14 protein-coding genes and 2 tRNA genes are annotated in these 17,635 nt (G+C 59.5%); 6 read left to right on the forward strand and 10 right to left on the reverse strand.

What is annotated here, in order from left to right:
* Window positions 1–376: 376 nt before the first annotated feature.
* On the forward strand, window positions 377–778 hold the full coding sequence (locus tag HMPREF2682_RS09360; RefSeq protein ID WP_141762610.1) for a hypothetical protein: 402 nt from the start codon (window positions 377–379) through the stop codon (window positions 776–778).
* A 293-nt stretch (window positions 779–1,071) separates the two neighbouring features.
* Entirely contained in the window at window positions 1,072–2,655 is a 1,584-nt protein-coding gene (locus tag HMPREF2682_RS02515; RefSeq protein WP_070831117.1) for an LssY C-terminal domain-containing protein, read from the forward strand.
* 140 nt (window positions 2,656–2,795) lie between these two features.
* On the opposite strand, the gene HMPREF2682_RS02520 is transcribed toward HMPREF2682_RS02515, so the two are convergent.
* From HMPREF2682_RS02520 to HMPREF2682_RS02550, 6 genes are all read right to left on the reverse strand, one after another.
* Window positions 2,796–3,437 carry a DsbA family oxidoreductase gene (locus tag HMPREF2682_RS02520; protein ID WP_070831119.1) on the reverse strand — a complete coding sequence of 214 codons (642 nt, stop codon included), beginning with the start codon at window positions 3,435–3,437 and terminating at the stop codon, window positions 2,796–2,798.
* A 188-nt stretch (window positions 3,438–3,625) separates the two neighbouring features.
* Window positions 3,626–4,999 (reverse strand): ATP-dependent Clp protease ATP-binding subunit ClpX, encoded by a 1,374-nt coding sequence (gene clpX / locus HMPREF2682_RS02525; RefSeq protein WP_070831122.1) that lies wholly within the window; start codon window positions 4,997–4,999, stop codon window positions 3,626–3,628.
* 460 nt (window positions 5,000–5,459) lie between these two features.
* Entirely contained in the window at window positions 5,460–6,149 is a 690-nt protein-coding gene (locus HMPREF2682_RS02535; protein WP_012903382.1) for an ATP-dependent Clp protease proteolytic subunit, read from the reverse strand.
* A 5-nt stretch (window positions 6,150–6,154) separates the two neighbouring features.
* Window positions 6,155–6,808 (reverse strand): ATP-dependent Clp protease proteolytic subunit, encoded by a 654-nt coding sequence (locus tag HMPREF2682_RS02540; protein ID WP_005505718.1) that lies wholly within the window; start codon window positions 6,806–6,808, stop codon window positions 6,155–6,157.
* Between the two features lie 319 nt (window positions 6,809–7,127).
* Window positions 7,128–8,429, reverse strand: coding sequence for a trigger factor (gene tig, locus HMPREF2682_RS02545; protein ID WP_070831128.1), 1,302 nt, complete (start codon window positions 8,427–8,429; stop codon window positions 7,128–7,130).
* Window positions 8,430–8,535: 106 nt separating this feature from the next.
* Window positions 8,536–8,610: transfer RNA gene (locus HMPREF2682_RS02550), tRNA-Pro, on the reverse strand.
* 269 nt (window positions 8,611–8,879) lie between these two features.
* Between HMPREF2682_RS02550 and HMPREF2682_RS02555 the strand changes: the two genes are divergently transcribed.
* Together HMPREF2682_RS02555 and HMPREF2682_RS02565 are read left to right on the forward strand one after the other, a co-directional pair.
* A tRNA-Gly gene (locus HMPREF2682_RS02555) sits at window positions 8,880–8,950 on the forward strand.
* Window positions 8,951–9,431: 481 nt separating this feature from the next.
* A complete protein-coding gene (locus HMPREF2682_RS02565; RefSeq protein WP_049327799.1) occupies window positions 9,432–9,677 on the forward strand; it encodes a hypothetical protein in 246 nt (81 codons plus the stop codon).
* A 106-nt stretch (window positions 9,678–9,783) separates the two neighbouring features.
* Here the strand turns inward: HMPREF2682_RS02565 and HMPREF2682_RS02570 are convergent, their stop codons facing one another.
* Together HMPREF2682_RS02570 and HMPREF2682_RS02575 are read right to left on the reverse strand one after the other, a co-directional pair.
* Complete coding sequence (locus HMPREF2682_RS02570) at window positions 9,784–10,668, reverse strand: Fpg/Nei family DNA glycosylase (RefSeq protein ID WP_070831134.1); 885 nt, start codon at window positions 10,666–10,668, stop codon at window positions 9,784–9,786.
* A 105-nt stretch (window positions 10,669–10,773) separates the two neighbouring features.
* Window positions 10,774–11,265 carry a ribose-5-phosphate isomerase gene (locus HMPREF2682_RS02575; protein WP_005505713.1) on the reverse strand — a complete coding sequence of 164 codons (492 nt, stop codon included), beginning with the start codon at window positions 11,263–11,265 and terminating at the stop codon, window positions 10,774–10,776.
* 379 nt (window positions 11,266–11,644) lie between these two features.
* Between HMPREF2682_RS02575 and pepN the strand changes: the two genes are divergently transcribed.
* Together pepN and HMPREF2682_RS02585 are read left to right on the forward strand one after the other, a co-directional pair.
* Window positions 11,645–14,194, forward strand: a complete 2,550-nt coding sequence (gene pepN / locus HMPREF2682_RS02580) for an aminopeptidase N (RefSeq protein WP_070831137.1) — start codon at window positions 11,645–11,647, stop codon at window positions 14,192–14,194.
* 298 nt (window positions 14,195–14,492) lie between these two features.
* Entirely contained in the window at window positions 14,493–15,650 is a 1,158-nt protein-coding gene (locus tag HMPREF2682_RS02585; protein WP_005508134.1) for an SGNH/GDSL hydrolase family protein, read from the forward strand.
* Between the two features lie 144 nt (window positions 15,651–15,794).
* Here HMPREF2682_RS02585 and HMPREF2682_RS02590 read toward each other — a convergent pair whose 3' ends face one another.
* Together HMPREF2682_RS02590 and HMPREF2682_RS02595 are read right to left on the reverse strand one after the other, a co-directional pair.
* Window positions 15,795–16,400, reverse strand: coding sequence for a phosphatase domain-containing protein (locus tag HMPREF2682_RS02590; RefSeq protein ID WP_005508133.1), 606 nt, complete (start codon window positions 16,398–16,400; stop codon window positions 15,795–15,797).
* Between the two features lie 275 nt (window positions 16,401–16,675).
* Window positions 16,676–17,539, reverse strand: a complete 864-nt coding sequence (locus HMPREF2682_RS02595; RefSeq protein WP_070831142.1) for a DUF8185 domain-containing protein — start codon at window positions 17,537–17,539, stop codon at window positions 16,676–16,678.
* Between the last annotated feature and the right edge of the window lie 96 nt (window positions 17,540–17,635).

Consider the following 17,635-nt stretch of genomic DNA (forward strand, 5'->3'; position numbering starts at 1 on the left):
GACTTTGGGTTTTATCCCTGTGGGACCTTCAAGTACCTGCGTCTAGTTCGAAGAGCTTCCCCTAGCTCCCTTCCCCAGCGATGTGGGATTTAGTCCGCTACTCTGTGGGTAATCGTGGGATTTCCAACATCTTTTTATATTCATCAATGTGCAAAGAGCATAATCAACCTTATGAGATTGACTGTCACTTTATGTATGATTGTTGATGCGAGGGTTTTACCACCCGGAGCAACCCTCTATTCAACTTCAGCAACAGACAAATCACCGGTACGACCAAAGACATACCCCGACCAACCGCACGACAGAAACCACCCGTCAGGCGCAGCGATGCGCCCTGACTCTGACCCGCGCCAAAGTAGGCGCACCCATAATTACTATGAATTCACGTTCTTCATCTTCCGGATTACCGCAAGAGCCTCAGGCGAGGCAGAGCTCAACCCCGAGCACGCCGCCAGGAGCGCAAGCAAACATTTCCCCCGACCAGCTTCAGCACTATCACACGAGCCTGAACGAATACATCAGCCAGGCACGTGAACACGCCCAGGCGCTGAGTGCCAGCTACACCAACGAGGTGTACGAGCTCTGGCATCAGCATATTTCCACCAGCGCTGCTACCGATGAGGCGAGCATCGCCTCCGGCTCGTTGACCGCTCAGCAGCTTGAGGATCTGACCCGCAAGTGGGTGCGCCTCATGCGTGAAAGCCGCGATATGCTGCATCACGAAAGCACTATTGCTGCGGCACGCGCCGCGGTTGAGACTAAGCCCCTCCCCGAGTAGGAATTCCCGCTGCTGGGAATCCCCGCACAGTACATCCCCGTGCTCCCCTTCCCTGCGCTGGGAAGATACAAACAGGGTTAGCACTCCCTCTGTTTCTTCTGCTGTTCATTTCTCCCGTTATTCAACGCATTTTCAGCTCACGCTCCGCGCGTTGAAACAGCCCGTGATTCCGCGGCGGGGCTATCGAGCCAAGCGATTAAGCCCTGCCCGGAACGGACGCATCTGGCAACCCACCCCTTGCTATAGTTATGTGATATTCAAAGAGCCTAACTATGTTTGCAGAAAGGGCGGGAATGTCCCACCAAAAACGCGTCCTACGGCCTATACGTAGCGATGTTGCTCCCCCAGTCACCTCGCCACCGGTCTACCGTGGTGATATTGACACGCGCGGTGCGGCGCAGGACCTCGTCCCGCGCAGCTTGTGGGTCGATTTCTGGGACACTCTCTTCTTCATCTTCGCCGGCATTGCCGCCCTCGTGCTGACCTTCATGATTCTGGCGAATACGGTCGGCCATTCTTTCTGGGGTTTCCCTATTGCCTTCATTTTCTGGGCGGTCACCGCGTACCTGACGCTACCGCGTTTTCACGCCATTATGACCCGCATCTACGTGCCCGACTACTTCATTGGGCGCACCCGCACCCCGGACGGTCTGCTCGGCGACCCGGTCAATATCGGCCTGATTGGTACCGAGGAGCAGATTCACCAGGTCATGCAGGACGCCGGCTGGACCCGCGCGGACGACGTCACCCTCGTCTCCTCTTGGAAGATTATTCTCTCGACCATCACCCGCCGTTCCTACGCGGAGGCGCCGGTCTCCCCGCTGAAAATCTTCGGCAAGACGCAGGCTTTCGCCTACCAGAAGGAAGTGGACGGCAACCCCGAGAAACGCCACCACGTACGCTTCTGGAAGACTCCGGACGGCTGGCTGTTGCCGGGTGGTCACCAGGTGGATTGGTTGGCGGCGGGCACGTACGATTCCGGTGTGGGTTTTAGCTTCTTCACCCTGCAGGTCACGCACCGCATTGACGCTGAAACCGACTTTGAACGCGACTACATTGTGGAGTCCATTCAGTACGCCCACCCGGAAACTCACGTTGAGATTCTGCACGATTTTTCCTCCGGCTACCATGCCCGTAACGGCGGCGGTGACGCGATCCGCACGGACGGCGCGCTCCCGGTCATCGTGCTGAACAATGAGGGCCTGGAGCCGCAGGAGCAGGAAGAAATTCACCTCTCCAGCGCGCACGACCTGGCGTACCGCATGCCGCTGAGCCTGCTGGTTGGTTCGGGTATGCTCATCGCTGTGACCCTCGCCGATATTGTCAACAGCGTCATTTTGGCGCTCAGCCGCCCGGCACTTCGCGCCAAGCTGTTGGAGGAAGGTTCCGGCAACGACATTGAGCTGCTGGACCTCTTCGATCAGGTGGATAGCAACGTGCTACTCACCATTACCGGCACCGTGCTGGTGGGTTTTGTAGCAATTTATTCGGCGGTGCACCTGTTCCTGCTGTGGAGTACGTTGCGCGGCTCGTCGAAGGCTCGTCGCCTGGCTCTGCTGTTGACAGCGTTGAACTTCGCGGCGATTACCGGTGGTGTGCTGTGGGGCCATCAGTCCCTGCCGCTGTCCACGATTTTCTTCCAGCTGGGCGTTGCGGTGTTTGCGATGTTGGCGTTCACCTCGGACGCGGCGGTCCAGTACACGGCAACCCGCACCTTCCATATGCGTGATACGAAGATTGTGCAGCGGGCAACGCACCCGAAGGTTCTGGAGCACAGGGCTCAGCGCAAGGCTCAGAAAGCCCAGAAAGCGCAGAAGACGCACAATGCGCAGAAGGCACGCAAAGCTACCTCTGCAAGCGGCGCTCACCGCGCGTAGATTGCACGTTTCAGCGCAACATAGTGAATAGAAAAGTACCGCCCGGTCAGTACATGATCGGGCGGTACTTTTTTGCTCTGCAGCCGCAGACTCTACCGGGCCTGCGCGCATTGCAGGAATCTCAGCACATTGCAGGCTTCTTAGGCTTCACCCTTTTCGCCGTGGAAAATCGGGCCCACGTTACGGGGGCGCTTGAGCTCAAAGAAGCCGGGGTAGGAAGCCAGCGCCAGGGCGCCGTCGAAGAGCTTACCAGCCTCTTCACCGGCGGGGCTCGGGGAGATGACAGGGCCGAAGAAAGCGGTGCCGTTAATGGAAATCAGCGGAACACCCACATCGGTGCCACCCACGGTCTCCAGCGCCAGGTCCAGGGAGGCGCGCATCTGCTCATCGTACTGGTCGGTGAAGGCAACATCCACCAGCTCTGCGGGCAGATTGACCTCCTCCAGCGCCTTGACGATCGCGTCACGGTAGGAATCAGCCTTGTTGCTGTTGTGGTGAATCTGCTCGCCCAGAGCGTCATAGAGGGGCTTGATGACCTCATTGCCGTGCAGCTCACGCACAGCGGTAATGAGGCGGGTCGGCGCCCAGGACCGGTCCATCATTGCCTGGTAGTCGGCGGGCAGGTCGCGGCCCTGGTTGTGCATGGACAGGGAGAAGGGACGCCAGGTCACCTCAACGTTGCGGACCTTCTGCACTTCGCCAATCCAGCGGGAGGTAATCCAGCACCAGGGGCAGATCGGGTCGAACCAGAAATCAATCTGTGCGGGTGCGTTCTCAGTCATGAGTGTTCCTCTCTCATACGGTTGCGCCAGCCGCTTCTATGAGCCGGCGCTTATTCTTCGGTACACGCTCTTCAGTACACGCTCATCAGGACATGCCAGCGAAAGCGGTACCTGCTAGTGAGCCGTCACCCCGCATAACCGGGGCGACGGCTTCTTTATTCCCTAGCCTGTCGGCTGGAAGTATGCGGTTATGCCGCCTGACGGTCAGCTTTCGCGGCCTTCAGGGAGGCGGTCTTCGCCTCCCCCTTGGCGGTGCGGGTGGTCTCGGCTTCAGGGTCGGGCGCCTGCAGCACGTAGCGGGGCTCCGTGCCGTTGAGCACGGTGTCCTCACCGATGACGATAGACACCACGTCGGTGCGGTCCGGGATGTCGAACATAATCGGCTGCAGAATCTGCTCCATCATGGCGCGCAGGCCGCGGGCACCGGTGCCTCGTTCGGCGGCGAGGCGGGCAATAGCCGCGATCGCAGCGTCGTCGAGGACCAGGTCCACGCCGTCCAGGGCGAAGAGGTGACGGTACTGCTTGAGCAGCGCGTTCTTCGGTTCGGTCAGCACGCGAGCCAGCTCTTCTTCGTTGAGCTCACTCAGGGTCGAGATGACCGGCAGGCGGCCAATCAGCTCGGGGATAATGCCGTAGTGCGCCAGGTCCTCGGGCATAATTTGGTCGAGCGGGTTCTTTACGGAGCCACCCAGTTCAGCGCCGAAACCGATGCCGCCGGCACCCACGCGGGCTGCGATGCGGTCGTCAATATTGTCGAAGGCGCCAGCCACGATGAAGAGAATGTTCGAGGTATCAATCTCAATATTCGCGTGTGCCGGGTGCTTGCGTCCGCCCTCCGGCGGTACGGTCGCCACGGTGCCCTCAATAATCTTCAGCAGCGCCTGCTGCACGCCCTCACCGGACACGTCACGGGTGATGGAAAGGTTCTCACCGCCCTTGCGGGCAATCTTGTCGATCTCGTCAATGTAGATGATGCCGCGCTGAGCCTTAGCAATATCACCGTCAGCGGCGTTGATGAGGCGCAGCAGAATGTTCTCCACGTCGTCACCCACGTAGCCCGCCTCGGTGAGGGTGGTTGCATCGACCAGGGCGAAGGGCACATCCAGCTTCTTCGCCAGGGTTGCCGCCAGGTAGGTTTTACCGCAGCCGGTCGGGCCGAGCATCAGAATATTCGATTTGCCCAGCTCCACCTGCTCCCCCGCGGTCGCCGAAAGAATGCGGGAGGTCAGCACCGGGTTATCAATATCGTGGATGCGCTTGTAGTGGTTGTACACCGCCACCGCCAGGGTGCGCTTCGCCGCGTCCTGACCGATGACGTAGTCGTTGAGGTAGCTGTAAATTTCGCGCGGAGTAGCCAGCTGAGATGCAGGCGCCGCCGCGGAGGATTTCACCTTCAGACGCTCTTCAGCGAGGATTTCTTCGCACAGCTCCACGCACTCGTCGCAGATGGAAACATTCGGGCCAAGCACAATCTTAAAGACCTGCGCGCGAGTCTTCTTGCAGAAGGAGCATCGCATGCTGGCGTTGGGCTGTTCGGGAGGCACAATGATGTCTGTGGCCACGAAGATTCCCTTTCGATCGGCGTGGTGAAATCGGTGCAGAAGGGTCAGTGACCTGATGTCTGCGGTGATTTCTCAGGAGGGGCACCGGCGGGTGGTGGGCGCCGTGGTTTGAGCGAGAAAACGGTATGAAATACTCGAATTTTCTCCTTCTCTAAGGCTACCGGAGTTCACCCCGGAACCAAGAATTACGCACCGCAAATGAACGGACTTATCTCCATATGACAAAGCGCGTCTTTTATGACGGCGGCGGGGCTGATACTCCGGCATATGACGGTAGGCATGCGACGCTAAAGCCCGGCAAGAAAGCGCAGGTCAACGCCACATATCAGCCTGCCTTGCCGTACCCCTGGCGGGCACAAAAAGGGCGGCACCGCACCGCGCACCAGCCCGAAGGCTCGCACACGGAGCGATGCCGCCCCTCCCCCGAAAAAATGCTCGGGGTATTCCTCAAAACTAAAGTTTAGGTGTGGGAAATAGCGGTGTTGGTCGCAGGCTTACGCAGCTTACGAGACTCCAGCACCTTGTCGACCAGGCCGTACTCCAGGGCAGCAGCCGCAGTCAGAATGTTGTCACGCTCGATGGAGCGGTCAACTTCCTCGTAGGTCTTGCCCGAGTGCAGTGCCAGGGTCTGTGCAGTCCACTCACGCATACGCATAACCTCGTTCGCGTGAATCTCAATGTCAGATGCCTGACCGCCCTGCTGGCCGCTCAGAGCGGGCTGGTGAATCAGCACGCGAGCGTTCGGCAGTGCCAGACGCTTGCCGGGGGTACCGGCAGCCAGCAGAACCGCCGCAGCGGATGCTGCCTGACCCAGGCACACGGTCTGAATCTCGGGGCGGATGAACTGCATGGTGTCGTAGATGGCGGTCATTGCGGTAAAGGAGCCGCCGGGCGAGTTAATGTACAGGGTGATGTCACGCTCGGGGTCCTGCGCCTCCAGCACCAGCAGCTGAGCCATGATGTCGTCAGCGGATGCGTCGTCCACCTGGGTGCCCAGGAAGATGATGCGGTCCTCGAACAGCTTTGCGTACGGGTCCTGACGCTTGTAACCGTAGGGGGTGCGCTCCTCGAAGCTGGGGAGCACGTAGCGGTTGCTCGGCATAGCCGGCGCCGAGGTGGTGATATCGTTCGGCAGGTAGTTCATGTGCATCTCCCTTATGCGTTCTTCGATTCGGGCAGCTTACCGGCGGTGGTCGCAATGTGGTCGAAGAAGCCGTATTCCAGGCCTTCTTCCGCGTTGAACCAGTTGTCGCGGTCGTTATCCTTCAGGATGGTTTCCAGGCTCTTACCGGTGCGCTCAGCGGTAATCTCTGCCAGGCGCTTCTTCATGTCCAGAATCAGCTCAGCCTGGGTGCGGATGTCAGACGCGGTACCACCGATACCGCCGAGGGGCTGGTGCATCAGGATGCGGGCGTTCGGGGTTGCGTAGCGCTTGCCGATGGTGCCTGCGGTGAGCAGGAACTGACCCATGGATGCTGCCATACCGGTCACCACGGTCACCACGTCGTTCGGGATGAGCTGCATGGTGTCATAGATAGCCATGCCGGCGGTGACGGAGCCGCCGGGAGAGTTGATGTACAGGTAGATGTCTGCCTCGGGGTCTTCAGCCGAGAGCAACAGCATCTGGGAGCAGATGAGGTTGGCGTTGGAGTCGCGCACCTCGGAGCCGAGCCAGATAATGCGCTCCTTCAGGAGGCTGTTGTAGACGTAATCTTCCTGGGCACCAACGATGGGGGTTGCCATAGACGGCGCGGGCGCCACGCCGGCTGCCTGGGAGGCGCCGATGGGCAGAGGCATGTAGCTGGACATTCTTCCTCTTCTTCTCTAATGGGTCTTCGCTGCATCTTTGCGCGATTTACGCGCCGGAGCGCACGCGAAAAGTTTCGTTGCTACTACCTTACCGATAGTTGCTCTCCCCCGCTTCCCTTCGGGTTGTTCGTTCGCCAGGGGGTGAAGCAGAGGCGAAAACCTCGGTACGGAATAACTTGAGGGCGGAATAGTTTGGGGTGAAAAGAGCCTCAGCGGGCACCCAACCGGTAATTCGGTGGATGCCCGCTGAGGCTACACGTTTCAAGCAATCAGCGCACGCCCTCTAGCGGGGTGGCTTCTTGCAGACCGTGGCGGGGATTTAGGCAGCTGCCTCTTCGCCCTCGCCCAGGTACTTGGACAGGTCAACAACGTTGCCCTTGGTGTCCTTGACCACTGCGGTCTTCAGCACTGCTGCCAGAGCCTTGGAGCGGCGAACCTCGCCGACCAGTGCGCCAGCCTGGCCGGAGCCGTCCAGCATCTGTGCGAACTGGTTGGGGTCCATGCCGTACTGGGAGCTCATGGTGATGATGTAGTTAATCATCTCAGCCTGGTCAACGGTCACTTCTTCCTTGTCCGCAACAGCGTCGAGAACCATCTCGTTCTTGAATGCGGTCTCGGTGTTCTCGCGAACCTCGGCGCGGTGCTCCTCGGTGTCGTGGCCTGCTTCAGCGTTGGGGTTGTTGAAGTGCTGCTCGAGCTGGTCCTCGATAACCTTCTCGGGGACGGGGACCTCAACGAGCTCAACGAGCTTTGCGAGGACCTTGTCGCGTGCCTGGGTGCCCTGCTCGGCAACCTTAGCTTCTGCAACCTGCTTCTTGATGTCTTCCTTCAGCTCGTCGATGGTGTCGAACTCGGAAGCCAGCTGTGCGAACTCGTCGTCAGCTGCGGGCAACTCGCGCTCCTTGACTGCGGAGAGCTTGACCTTGATGACTGCCTGCTCGCCTGCGTGCTCGCCACCGGAGAGCTTGGTCTCGAAGGTTGCGTCCTCGCCAGCGGACAGGCCGGTCAGAGCCTCGTCGATGCCGTCGAGCATGGTGCCGGAACCGATCTGGTAGGACAGGTCGTTTGCTGCGTCTACCTGCTCGCCGTCGATTTCTGCGGCGATGTCGATGGTCACGAAGTCCTTGTCAGCTGCGGGGCGCTCAACGGTCTTCAGGGTGCCGAAGCGCTCACGCAAAGCGTCCAGTGCCTGAACCTCGTCCTCAGCGGTGACCTCAACCTCGTCAACCTCAACCTCGAGGCCCTCGTAGTTGGGCAGCTCGATTTCGGGGCGAACGGTGACGGTGATGGTCAGCTTGACGTCTGCCTCACGGTTCTCGGTGGAGGGCTGGGACTGAACGTCCAGCTCGGGCTGTGCCAGGGGGGAGAGTTCGTTCTCGCCCAGTGCCTGTGCGTAGTAGTCGTTCAGAGCGTCGTTCAGGGATGCCTCGACGATGTAGTCGAAGCCCGCACGCTGCTCGATGAGCTGCTTGGGCAGCTTACCCTTGCGGAAGCCGGGAACGCTGATCTGACCCGCGAGGTTCTTGTAGGTGCGGTCCAGGTAGGGCTTGAATTCTGCGAAGGGAACCTCGACCTCAATCTTTGCGAGGGTCGGGTTGAGCTTCTCGACGGCGGTCTTCACGTCCGTGATCTCCTCATATAGTTTCGGTGCGGCACGAATCGTGTGTGCCGCGGTTGCTTAGTGGAAAGAGCGCCGCGACTGCGTGCGTCGCGGCAACCGTTTCACGTCGGGGCGACAGGATTCGAACCTGCGATCTCCTGCTCCCAAAGCAGGCGCGTTAGCCAAGCTACGCCACGCCCCGTGAAACCGACCGTGTTGTGCACTTGCGTGTTTTAACACAGTCAGTGCCCTAGTTTACCTGTTTTCCCGCTAAATGCCCAACACAGCGGCTCGTGCACGGTTTATTTCCACTGAGCGCGTACTGCCCTAATAAGGATGCGCAGACCGGCACAAAAAAGATGAGACGAGCACCCGCAAGAACCCGCAAAGCCAGCACACAAAACCGTGCCAACACGCCTAAGAGTTTGACAGCACAGACGGAACCTCGTTACTATGGTCAAGTTCCATTCCGGGGATGTAGCTTAATGGTAAAGCCTCAGTCTTCCAAACTGATTACGCGGGTTCGATTCCCGTCATCCCCTCGAGATTTAGGGTCTCGACGCTTTCGCGTCGAGGCCCTTTCTTTTTCCCTCGAGCGGATGACGGGAATCCCTTCCGCATGCGGATTTGTTTCCTCGCGCGCTCGGAATCCGCACGCTCCAGCTCGTCATCCCCTCCATGCTTTCCTTCAACGACGACGGGAATCGCTTCCGGGCGAAAATGTATTCCCTCGCGCGCTCGGGATTTTCGCCCTCCAGCCCGTCATCCCCTCGAGAACTATCCTGAACGAATCGTGGGAACCGCTTCCACATGCGGATTTGTTTCCTCACGCACTCGGAATCCGCACGCCCCCCCGTCATGCCCAACAATACAGGGCCCCCCACCACACTTACCTCACCCCAAAAAACTTCACTCCAGTAGAATAATCGGAGACAAATACGAATATTTGCACCAATGCGGATTGTATACCGTATAATATGGTACACTTATTCGAAGGTGTTCTATTTCAGATAGGAAAATCCAGTGACCTTGAAGATTAATGAAAAAGCTTTGGAAAAGCTCGTACAGCAACAGATTGCTGCAACGACTCAGAAGTATCAGCATGAGTTTGACCGCATCGCCTCAACTATGAAGGGCAAACCGGTGGAGTTGATCCTGCCGGAACTGCAGAAGTTTGTGAAGCAACAGGGTGGAAATGTTGATAATGCACAGCTGAAGGAGTGGGCTCAGCGCCTCTCTAAGGGCGAGAAATTCATCTTCACTTCATAAGCCCTCACAAGATCAGAGCAGTAGAGCTAAGCGAGGAGCCCCAATTTATTATCGAGGACTCCTCGCTTTTCTCGTATCCACAGCCGTGAGTTAGAGCCGGATACCACTACTTCTGGCAGCCGGGGCACCAGTAGAGTTTGCGGCCTGCGATTTCTTCCATGCGGATGGTGGTTCCGCAGCGGCGGCAGGGCTCGCCGTGGTGCATGTACACGTAGTTGGCGTGGTCGGGCCACGCTTCGGTTTCGGGTACGCCGGGGCGGTCTTCGGGTTCGGTGGTGATGATGCGCCCCACGCGCACGCCGATGACCAGCAGGTGCTTATTGTCTTCCCAGAGTCGCTTCAGCTCCTCGTCGCTGAGGCTCTTGCCGGGGCGTAGCGGGTCAATTTCCTGGCGGTACAGCGACTCGGCGCGGAAGATATTGCCCACGCCGGAGATTGCCGCCTGGTCCATCAGAATCACACCAATCGGGCGGGAGCTCTTACGTGCCGCGCGGTAGAACTGTTCGGGGTCGGCATCCGGGTTGAGCGGGTCGGGGCCGAGCTTGGAGCGGACGGTGCGCACCTCCTCCGGGGTGAGGGTACGGCAGATAGTAGGGCCCACCAGGTCCGCCCAGCCGTGCTCCGAAACAATACGGCAACGCACCGTACTCTTCGGTTCGGGAGGACCGGCGTAAGGCTCCCCCTCCCCCGCCGCGTATTCTTTTTCGCCGATCTTGCGGGGCGCGCCAATGCTCGAAGCACCCGTGAACGTCTCGTCCCCGCCGAAGCTCCAGTTACCGTAAATACCCAGGTGCACGTTCAGGGTCAGGTCGTTCTCGAAGGTCACGAACAGGTGCTTACCGTGCGCGTACGCCCCGGTGATGGTGTGCCCGTCCAGCAGGGCGGCACCCTCGGCGTAGCGGCCCTGCGGGGAGGAAACCTGCACGCACTCGCCGGTGAAGACGTCACTGATTTGGCGGGCAATACGGTGGATAGAGTGGCCTTCGGGCACGGGTTCTCCTCGAAAACTTGTCGGCTAGAATATAGTGCGGATTATATGGGGTGCAGAGACGACTGAGGCGCATAGCCTGCACTATGCGCCTCATATTTTTAGAGCTTAGGCAGCGTCAATCTGCTTGCCGGCAATGTCGCCGGTCTGCTCGTACTCAGCCAGCTGACCGATACGGCGTGCGTGACGCTCCTCGTTGGTCCAGGGGGTAGCCAGGAAGACCTTGATGATTTCCAGTGCTTCTTCCTTGCTGTGCTGGCGGCCGCCCACAGCTACAACCTGTGCGTTGTTGTGCTCACGAGCCAGTGCCGCGGTGTCGTGGTTCCATGCCAGAGCCGCACGGATACCATCAACCTTGTTCGCAGCCATCTGCTCGCCGTTGCCGCTACCGCCCAGCACAATACCCAGGGAGTCCAGACCAGCCTCGCGGTCACGCTTCACGCCAAGGGCTGCGTTAATGCAGAACGAAGGGTAGTCGTCCAGCGGGTCGTAGTCGGCGGGGCCGTGGTCAATCATTTCGTAGCCCGCAGCGGTGAGGGACTCGATCAGGTAGTGGCTCAGTTCGAGGCCAGCGTGGTCGGTTGCGATGTGTACGCGCAAGGTACTCTCCTGGTGATTTTGTCTTGGTGTGACGTGCGTTTGTGCGTTCGTGGGAGGCGCCGGTTCTCAGTTCTGAGCGCCGTTGCTAGAGTGCGCCGCGCATCCATCAGGTGGGATACGCTCCCCCGCTTGGGTTTTTTCTATCTTAACTGTATCGAATTCGCGCGGGTTCGGGTAATGCGGAGCCTTCTAGACCCCCACCTATACGGTAGACTGTGGGATATGGCACTTTTTGGTGTCCCGATTCGCCGCGCCCAAACTTGAACGCCTCCAGCGCTACGTATGCAGCGTCGCAGGAGCCGCGCACCTCGGGAACCAGCGCACCATGACAGGGCGTGTCAACACGGCACGCTATTCACATCTAAGGAGAGGGAGCTGTATGCCCGGCCTGAACCTAACCCGCAATGAGGCAACCGAACGCGCATCCATTATTAAGCGCGTGCACTCGTACCGTATTGAACTCGACCTGCCGAAGGACAAAGACGTCTTCTCCTCGAAGGTTGAAATCCGCTTCGACGCTCAGGAAGGTGCCTCCACCTTCATTGACGCCATCACTTCCTCGGTCAAGTCCATTAACCTCAACGGCGAAGAGCTGAGCACCGACCTGGCTGACGGCGAGCGCATCCAGCTGCCGAACCTGGCGGCTGAGAATACCCTGGTCATTGACGCAGAGATGTTCTACACCAACACCGGTGAGGGCCTGCACCGTTTCGTAGACCCCGCCGATGGCGAAGTGTACCTGTACTCCCAGTTTGAGGTGCCGGACTCCCGCCGCGTGTTCCCCGTCTTTGAGCAGCCCGACCTGAAGGCTGAATTCGAGTTTATTGTGCGCGTTCCCTCGCACTGGGTGGTTGTGTCGAACCAGCCCGAGGTGAAGGTTGAGGAGAAGGAGTGCGGTTGCGGCCGTGCGAAGACTTGGTTCTTCAAGCCGACCCCGCGCATGTCTTCGTACATTACCGCGATTGTCGCTGGCCCCTACGAGAAGGTCACCAGCGAGCTGACCAACTCTGAGGGTCGCGTCATTCCGCTGGGTGTGTACGCCCGTAAGTCCCTCATGCCGTTCGTTGACGCTGAGGACATGTTTGAGCTGACCCGTCAGGGCTTCGAGTTCTACGAGGAGCAGTTCAAGACCCCGTACCCGTTCGAGAAGTACGATCAGCTGTTCGTGCCCGAGTTCAACGCCGGTGCAATGGAGAACGCTGGCTGCGTGACCTACCTGGAGACTTACGTCTTCCGCTCCAAGGTTGCGGAGGCTCTGCGTGAGCGCCGCGCTATCACCGTTCTGCACGAGCTGGCTCACATGTGGTTCGGCGACCTGGTCACCATGAAGTGGTGGAACGACCTGTGGCTGAACGAGTCTTTCGCTGAGTTCATGTCGACCCTGGCTGCTGCGGAGAACACCCGCTACGCCAAGGAGGCGTGGGCTACCTTCGCCGCGTCGGAGAAGACCTGGGCGTACCGTCAGGATCAGCTGTCTTCGACTCACCCGATTGTGGCTGAGATCCGTGACCTTGCCGATGTTCAGGTGAACTTCGACGGCATTACGTACGCGAAGGGCGCTTCGGTGCTGCGTCAGATGGTGGCGTGGGTTGGCCAGGAGAACTTCATGGCTGCTCTGAAGGTGTACTTCGATAAGCACAGCTGGGGCAACACCGTTCTGGACGACCTGCTGGTTGAGCTGGAGCGCACCTCCGGCCGTGACGTGCGTGCGTGGAGCGCCAAGTGGCTTGAGACCGCTGGCGTGAACACCCTCGCCGTTGAGGTTGAGAACGACGAGGCTGGCAACATTTCTTCGCTGGGTATTCGCCAGTCCTACGCTGAGGGCTTCGAGACCCTGCGCCCGCACCGTGCCGTGATTGGTTTCTACAACCTGGTCGACGGCAAGCTGACCCGCACCGACCGCATCGAGCTGGACATTGACGGCGAGCTGACCGTGGTTGAGGAGGCTCTCGGCAAGAAGCGTCCCGACCTGCTGCTGCTGAACGATGAGGACCTGGCGTACGCCAAGATTCGCCTGGACGAGCGTTCCATCGAGACCGCTATCAAGCACCTGGGCGACATTGATTCGTCCGTGGCTCGCGGCGTGGTCTGGGGTTCGCTCTGGGATACCGTGCGTGACGCTCAGATGCCGGCACGTAAGTACGTTGACCTGGTGCTGAACAACATCGGTAAGGAGACCAACTCCACCGCTCTGCGCACCCAGATCAACAACCTGTCCGCTACTCTGCACTCCTTCGTAGCTCCTGAAGCTCGCGAGGAGACCCGCCACCGTGCCGCTGACCGTCTGTGGGAGCTGGCATGCGTTGCAGAGCCCGACTCGGATGCTCAGCTGCAGCTGCTGCAGGCGTTCATCAACCAGACCCGCACCGAGGAGCAGTACGACAACGTGCAGCGCCTCTTCGAGGGTGAGCTGACCCTTGAGGGACTGGACATTGACGCTGACCTGCGTTGGAACCTGGTGTGCCGCCTGGCTACCGGTGGCCGTTTCTCCGCCGAGCAGATTGCTGCGGAGCTGGAGAACGACAACACCGCAAACGGTCAGCAGTACGCCGCTCAGGCATACGCGTCGATTCCGACCGCGGAGGCTAAGGCTGAGTACTGGAACAAGATCATGGTGACCGGCGAGCTGTCGAACATGATTCAGCGTTACGCTATTTCCGGTTTCAAGTCCGGCAAGCCCGAGCTGATTGCCCAGTACGATGAGCCGTACTTCGAGCAGATTGAGGGTATTTGGCGTTCGCGTTCGCACGAGATTTCCATGCAGATTATTGGTGGCATGTACCCGAGCGAGCCGACCGCTGAGCTGCTGGAGCGTACCGAGGCGTACCTGGCTTCTCTGCCTGAGGATGCTGCGGCTCTGTACCGTCAGATTGCGGAGGCACGCGACGGCGTGGCTCGTGCGCTGAAGGTTCAGGCGGCTGACATCTAACAATGCTTGTGAGCTGAGGCGGGTTCATTGCCTGCTCTCATAAGTTTTTGCTCATAGGTTTTTATTCGTCCCCTTCTACCCCGATTCGGGGTGGGAGGGGACGTTTCTATATGGGGTTTATGCCGGTTCTATTTTGAGTTGTGCCCCAAGTTGCGCACCGGTTTGCGCACCGGTTTGCACACCGGTTTGCGCACCGAGTCTAATTCTTGTCACTGCGGTGCATATTTTTTGTTATTTTCATTTGAATATCCCTCAAAAGCTCTCTACTTGGGGTTGCGCCTATCGTATACTGTTGTGCATGCCTTCTATCAAGTCTCCTATCGCGAAAGTTTCTCTGACCGGCACAATCCTTGCTGTGGTTGCCGCCGGTTCCTTTGGCGTGTACTCCGCAGGAGGCTTCATCGCGCCCGGTGGCACCGCCGCTACCGCTGCTGCGGGCGCCGAGCCTACCCAGTCGGCGCAGGAAAGCCCCAGCGAGTCCCCCTCCCCCGAGCCGACTCCGGAACCGACCACCCCGGCGCAGAAGATGGAACGCACCGCGCAGAACGCCTTCGGCAAGGAGGGCGCGCAGGCAACCGGTGAGATTCAGGCGCCGTTCCCCACCTCCGCTGATGCCGCCGACATGCTGGTTCAGCAGTTCAAGGGTGGCGTGGTCATGTACACCCCCAAGTACGGTCCGGTTGCGGTGGAATCCGGCGTCTACGAGCACTGGTGGAAGCAGCGCGGGTACAGCGACTTTGCCGGTTGGGAGGGTCTGCCGGTGAGCTGGCGATCCAAGAAGGGCGTTCTGTACACCAAGTTTGAGAAGGCTGAACTCTACTGGGATAAGGCGAACGGTCTGCCGCGTAACACCAATGTTCTTGGCGCTAAGGATGCCCTGGTGATTGGTGACTCGCAGGTGACCGCAACCTCCTGGGTTGGTTTGGGTCTGAAGCAGGCAGGTTTCGTCCCGTACCTGTTCCGTTGCGGCGGCATCGGTTTTGTGACTGCCCGCGAGGGTGTGTGCCCCTCCTACTATCAGGGTGTGATGGGTGGCCGTTGGGCTCTGCCGAGCGGTAACCCCGGCGTGATTTACCTGGACGCCTCCGGCAATGACATTTATATTCACGAGGATGAGACGAAGGCGCGCGAGCACGTGAACGCTCACCAGACTCAGGTCATTGAGCAGCTGCGACGTATGTACCCGTCGTCGAAGATTGTGTTCGGTGGTGTGGTGTCTATGGATGAGGCGTCTGCACCGGATAAGCAGGTGGCGCATAAGCGTCACGTGGCAAACGAGGTGGCAAGGCAGGGTGCCCGCGAGACCGGCGTGCTGTTCATGGACACCTCGGGCTGGCAGAGCCTCTACCTGGCTGAGGGTGACATGGCTGATGGCGTGCATCTGAAGGAGAAGGCGCACCATAAGCTGGCGGGCCCCTTTGCGACTCGTCTGCGTGAACTGCTCGGCACCGCGTAAACTAACTGTGTAATCAGCCGAGTACATCAGCTTCGATCAACGTATAGAGCATCAAGAATGAGGCGCCGGGAGGATTGAATCCTTCCGGCGCCTCATCCGTTTGAGTGGGTTACCCACCGCAGCTCTCAAGTTAGTGTGCGGGTTTTATGCCGCGACGTTTGCCTGGCGTTCCTTCGCCTCGGCCTTCTGGTGTGCGAGCACGCCCTCCGCAAGGCGACGCTTCTGACGCTCACGAGCGGCTTCCTTCTCACGCTGCTCGGCAGCCCAGGCGACCGGGTCAATGTCGATCGACTCGTAGTGCCATTCGCCAATGTAGTCGCGAATCGGGGCGACCCAGGTGACGGGAATGCCGCGGCGCAGGTACACCTCGTGGTCGGTGTCTTCAAAAGCGTGGATAATGCGGTTGCCGTCAGCAATCAGGGACTCAATGACGGAGTCCTTCCATGCGGGGCTGTTGGAGCCGTCGTTGCCGGGCTTAGCGAACACGTGCTTGGGTTCCAGACCTGCGCGGGCGATGAACTGGTTCAATTCCTTCATGTAGGTGCCATCGCGGCCGGTAATTACTACGACCTCTGCGCCGGTGTCTGCCGCGATTTCGCGAACACGGTCGGCAATTTCAACATTGACCGTGGCGTTGCGGATGGCCTTGAAGAATCGGCGGTTACTTGCGAAGAAACCGGTCAGGTACTTGTCCATCTGATCTCGGTTGCTGGCAAGGGTACCGTCAATGTCGACTGCAATCAGATCCATATAGGTCTCACTTTCGATCCGTACGGGAAGAATGCGCCTGGTGAGGGCGCGGCGGAAGAGTTCCCGTGCGGTGTGGCTGGTAATCGGTGTGTCAAAGACGCCCCGGTGAAAGGGCGTAGTCTTTCTAGAATACCCTATTTTCGTAAAGTAATGCCCTATCGAATGTCATTATTACAACTACCCTATTGATGTCATACAGCATAGAAAACCGCTGGTGGCGCAGGCAAAGAGCCCACACCACCAGCGTAAAGAGTCTAGAAATGTCTCGAGGAAAGTTAGAGTAGCGAACCGGACCCGCGGCGCACCAGCACCATACCGGCGGGCGCCACAATGCGCAGCCACTCCTCCGAACCAACATGCGCAGCGAACAGCGGCAGATCGCCCGTGAAGCCTTCCGGGATGAAACCAAACACGCGCAGGGCGAATGCCGCGCCGGTCGGTACAAGCACGGTATCGAACTCAGGTAGGTACTCCAGCACCATATCGGAGGACCAAATACGCGAGCGCACCGTAGAAAGCACAGCAGCGCCGGGGTTCTCGGGCAGGGCGCGTTCTACCGCCTCCAGGCCTTCTGCGGTGGCGCGGTGGAACTCTTCAACCGGGACGGTACCAACCTCGTACCAGCCGCTGAGCGGGGCTGACTTGCCAGCCCAGCTGGCGTTGACGGTCACCGGCGGCATGAACAGCACCAGCTGCGGGTTCTCTTCGTTGCTCTGTTCTTCTGCCTGCTTCTGCAGACGCGCCAGACGGTCCAGCAGCGCCTGCGCCTGTACGGTCATGTCCAGGGTCGAGTCAGCCAGCAGGTGCAGGGCACGCAGACCCATAATGACCGGGGTGTCCGAGGAGGCGTCCTCCGGCTCCAGGGAACAGGCGAATACCGCCACCACGCGGCCGCGCGCGGTCAGTCGGATAGCGGCGTCCGGGTTCACCGCCAGGGCGCGAGAAATGTAGGTGGCAAGGTCCTTGACCACTGCGGCACCCTGCGCGCCGCCGGGCAGGATCAGGTAGGGCTCCTCCACGCCTTCGTGGGGGTTGTACTTAAGCTCAATGGGTGCTGCCGCATTCGGTACGCTGTTCTGATCGGGAGCGTTCTCCTGCACGGGGGTATTGTCAGGGGTGGTTTCAGACGGCGTAGTCATTTCTGCTCCTTTTCGGCGTAGGCCTGCTCGGTGGCAAGTTGGTGGGTGATATCTGCGATGGTGTGTTAGGCAGACGTTCCGGATCGACAATCCGGG

It is taken from the genome of Rothia sp. HMSC061D12, assembly GCF_001836735.1.
In the GTDB taxonomy this organism is placed as follows: Bacteria; Actinomycetota; Actinomycetes; order Actinomycetales; family Micrococcaceae; genus Rothia.

Bases quoted from the DNA above. Each gene is read 5' to 3' on its own strand.
- HMPREF2682_RS09360 (WP_141762610.1), top strand. From the start codon at position 377: ATGAATTCACGTTCTTCATCTTCCGGATTACCGCAAGAGCCTCAGGCG.
- HMPREF2682_RS02515 (WP_070831117.1), top strand. From the start codon at position 1,072: ATGTCCCACCAAAAACGCGTCCTACGGCCTATACGTAGCGATGTTGCT.
- HMPREF2682_RS02520 (WP_070831119.1), bottom strand. From the start codon at position 3,437: ATGACTGAGAACGCACCCGCACAGATTGATTTCTGGTTCGACCCGATC.
- HMPREF2682_RS02535 (WP_012903382.1), bottom strand. From the start codon at position 6,149: ATGCACATGAACTACCTGCCGAACGATATCACCACCTCGGCGCCGGCT.
- HMPREF2682_RS02540 (WP_005505718.1), bottom strand. From the start codon at position 6,808: ATGTCCAGCTACATGCCTCTGCCCATCGGCGCCTCCCAGGCAGCCGGC.
- pepN (WP_070831137.1), top strand. From the start codon at position 11,645: ATGCCCGGCCTGAACCTAACCCGCAATGAGGCAACCGAACGCGCATCC.
- HMPREF2682_RS02585 (WP_005508134.1), top strand. From the start codon at position 14,493: ATGCCTTCTATCAAGTCTCCTATCGCGAAAGTTTCTCTGACCGGCACA.
- HMPREF2682_RS02590 (WP_005508133.1), bottom strand. From the start codon at position 16,400: ATGGATCTGATTGCAGTCGACATTGACGGTACCCTTGCCAGCAACCGA.
- HMPREF2682_RS02595 (WP_070831142.1), bottom strand. From the start codon at position 17,539: ATGACTACGCCGTCTGAAACCACCCCTGACAATACCCCCGTGCAGGAG.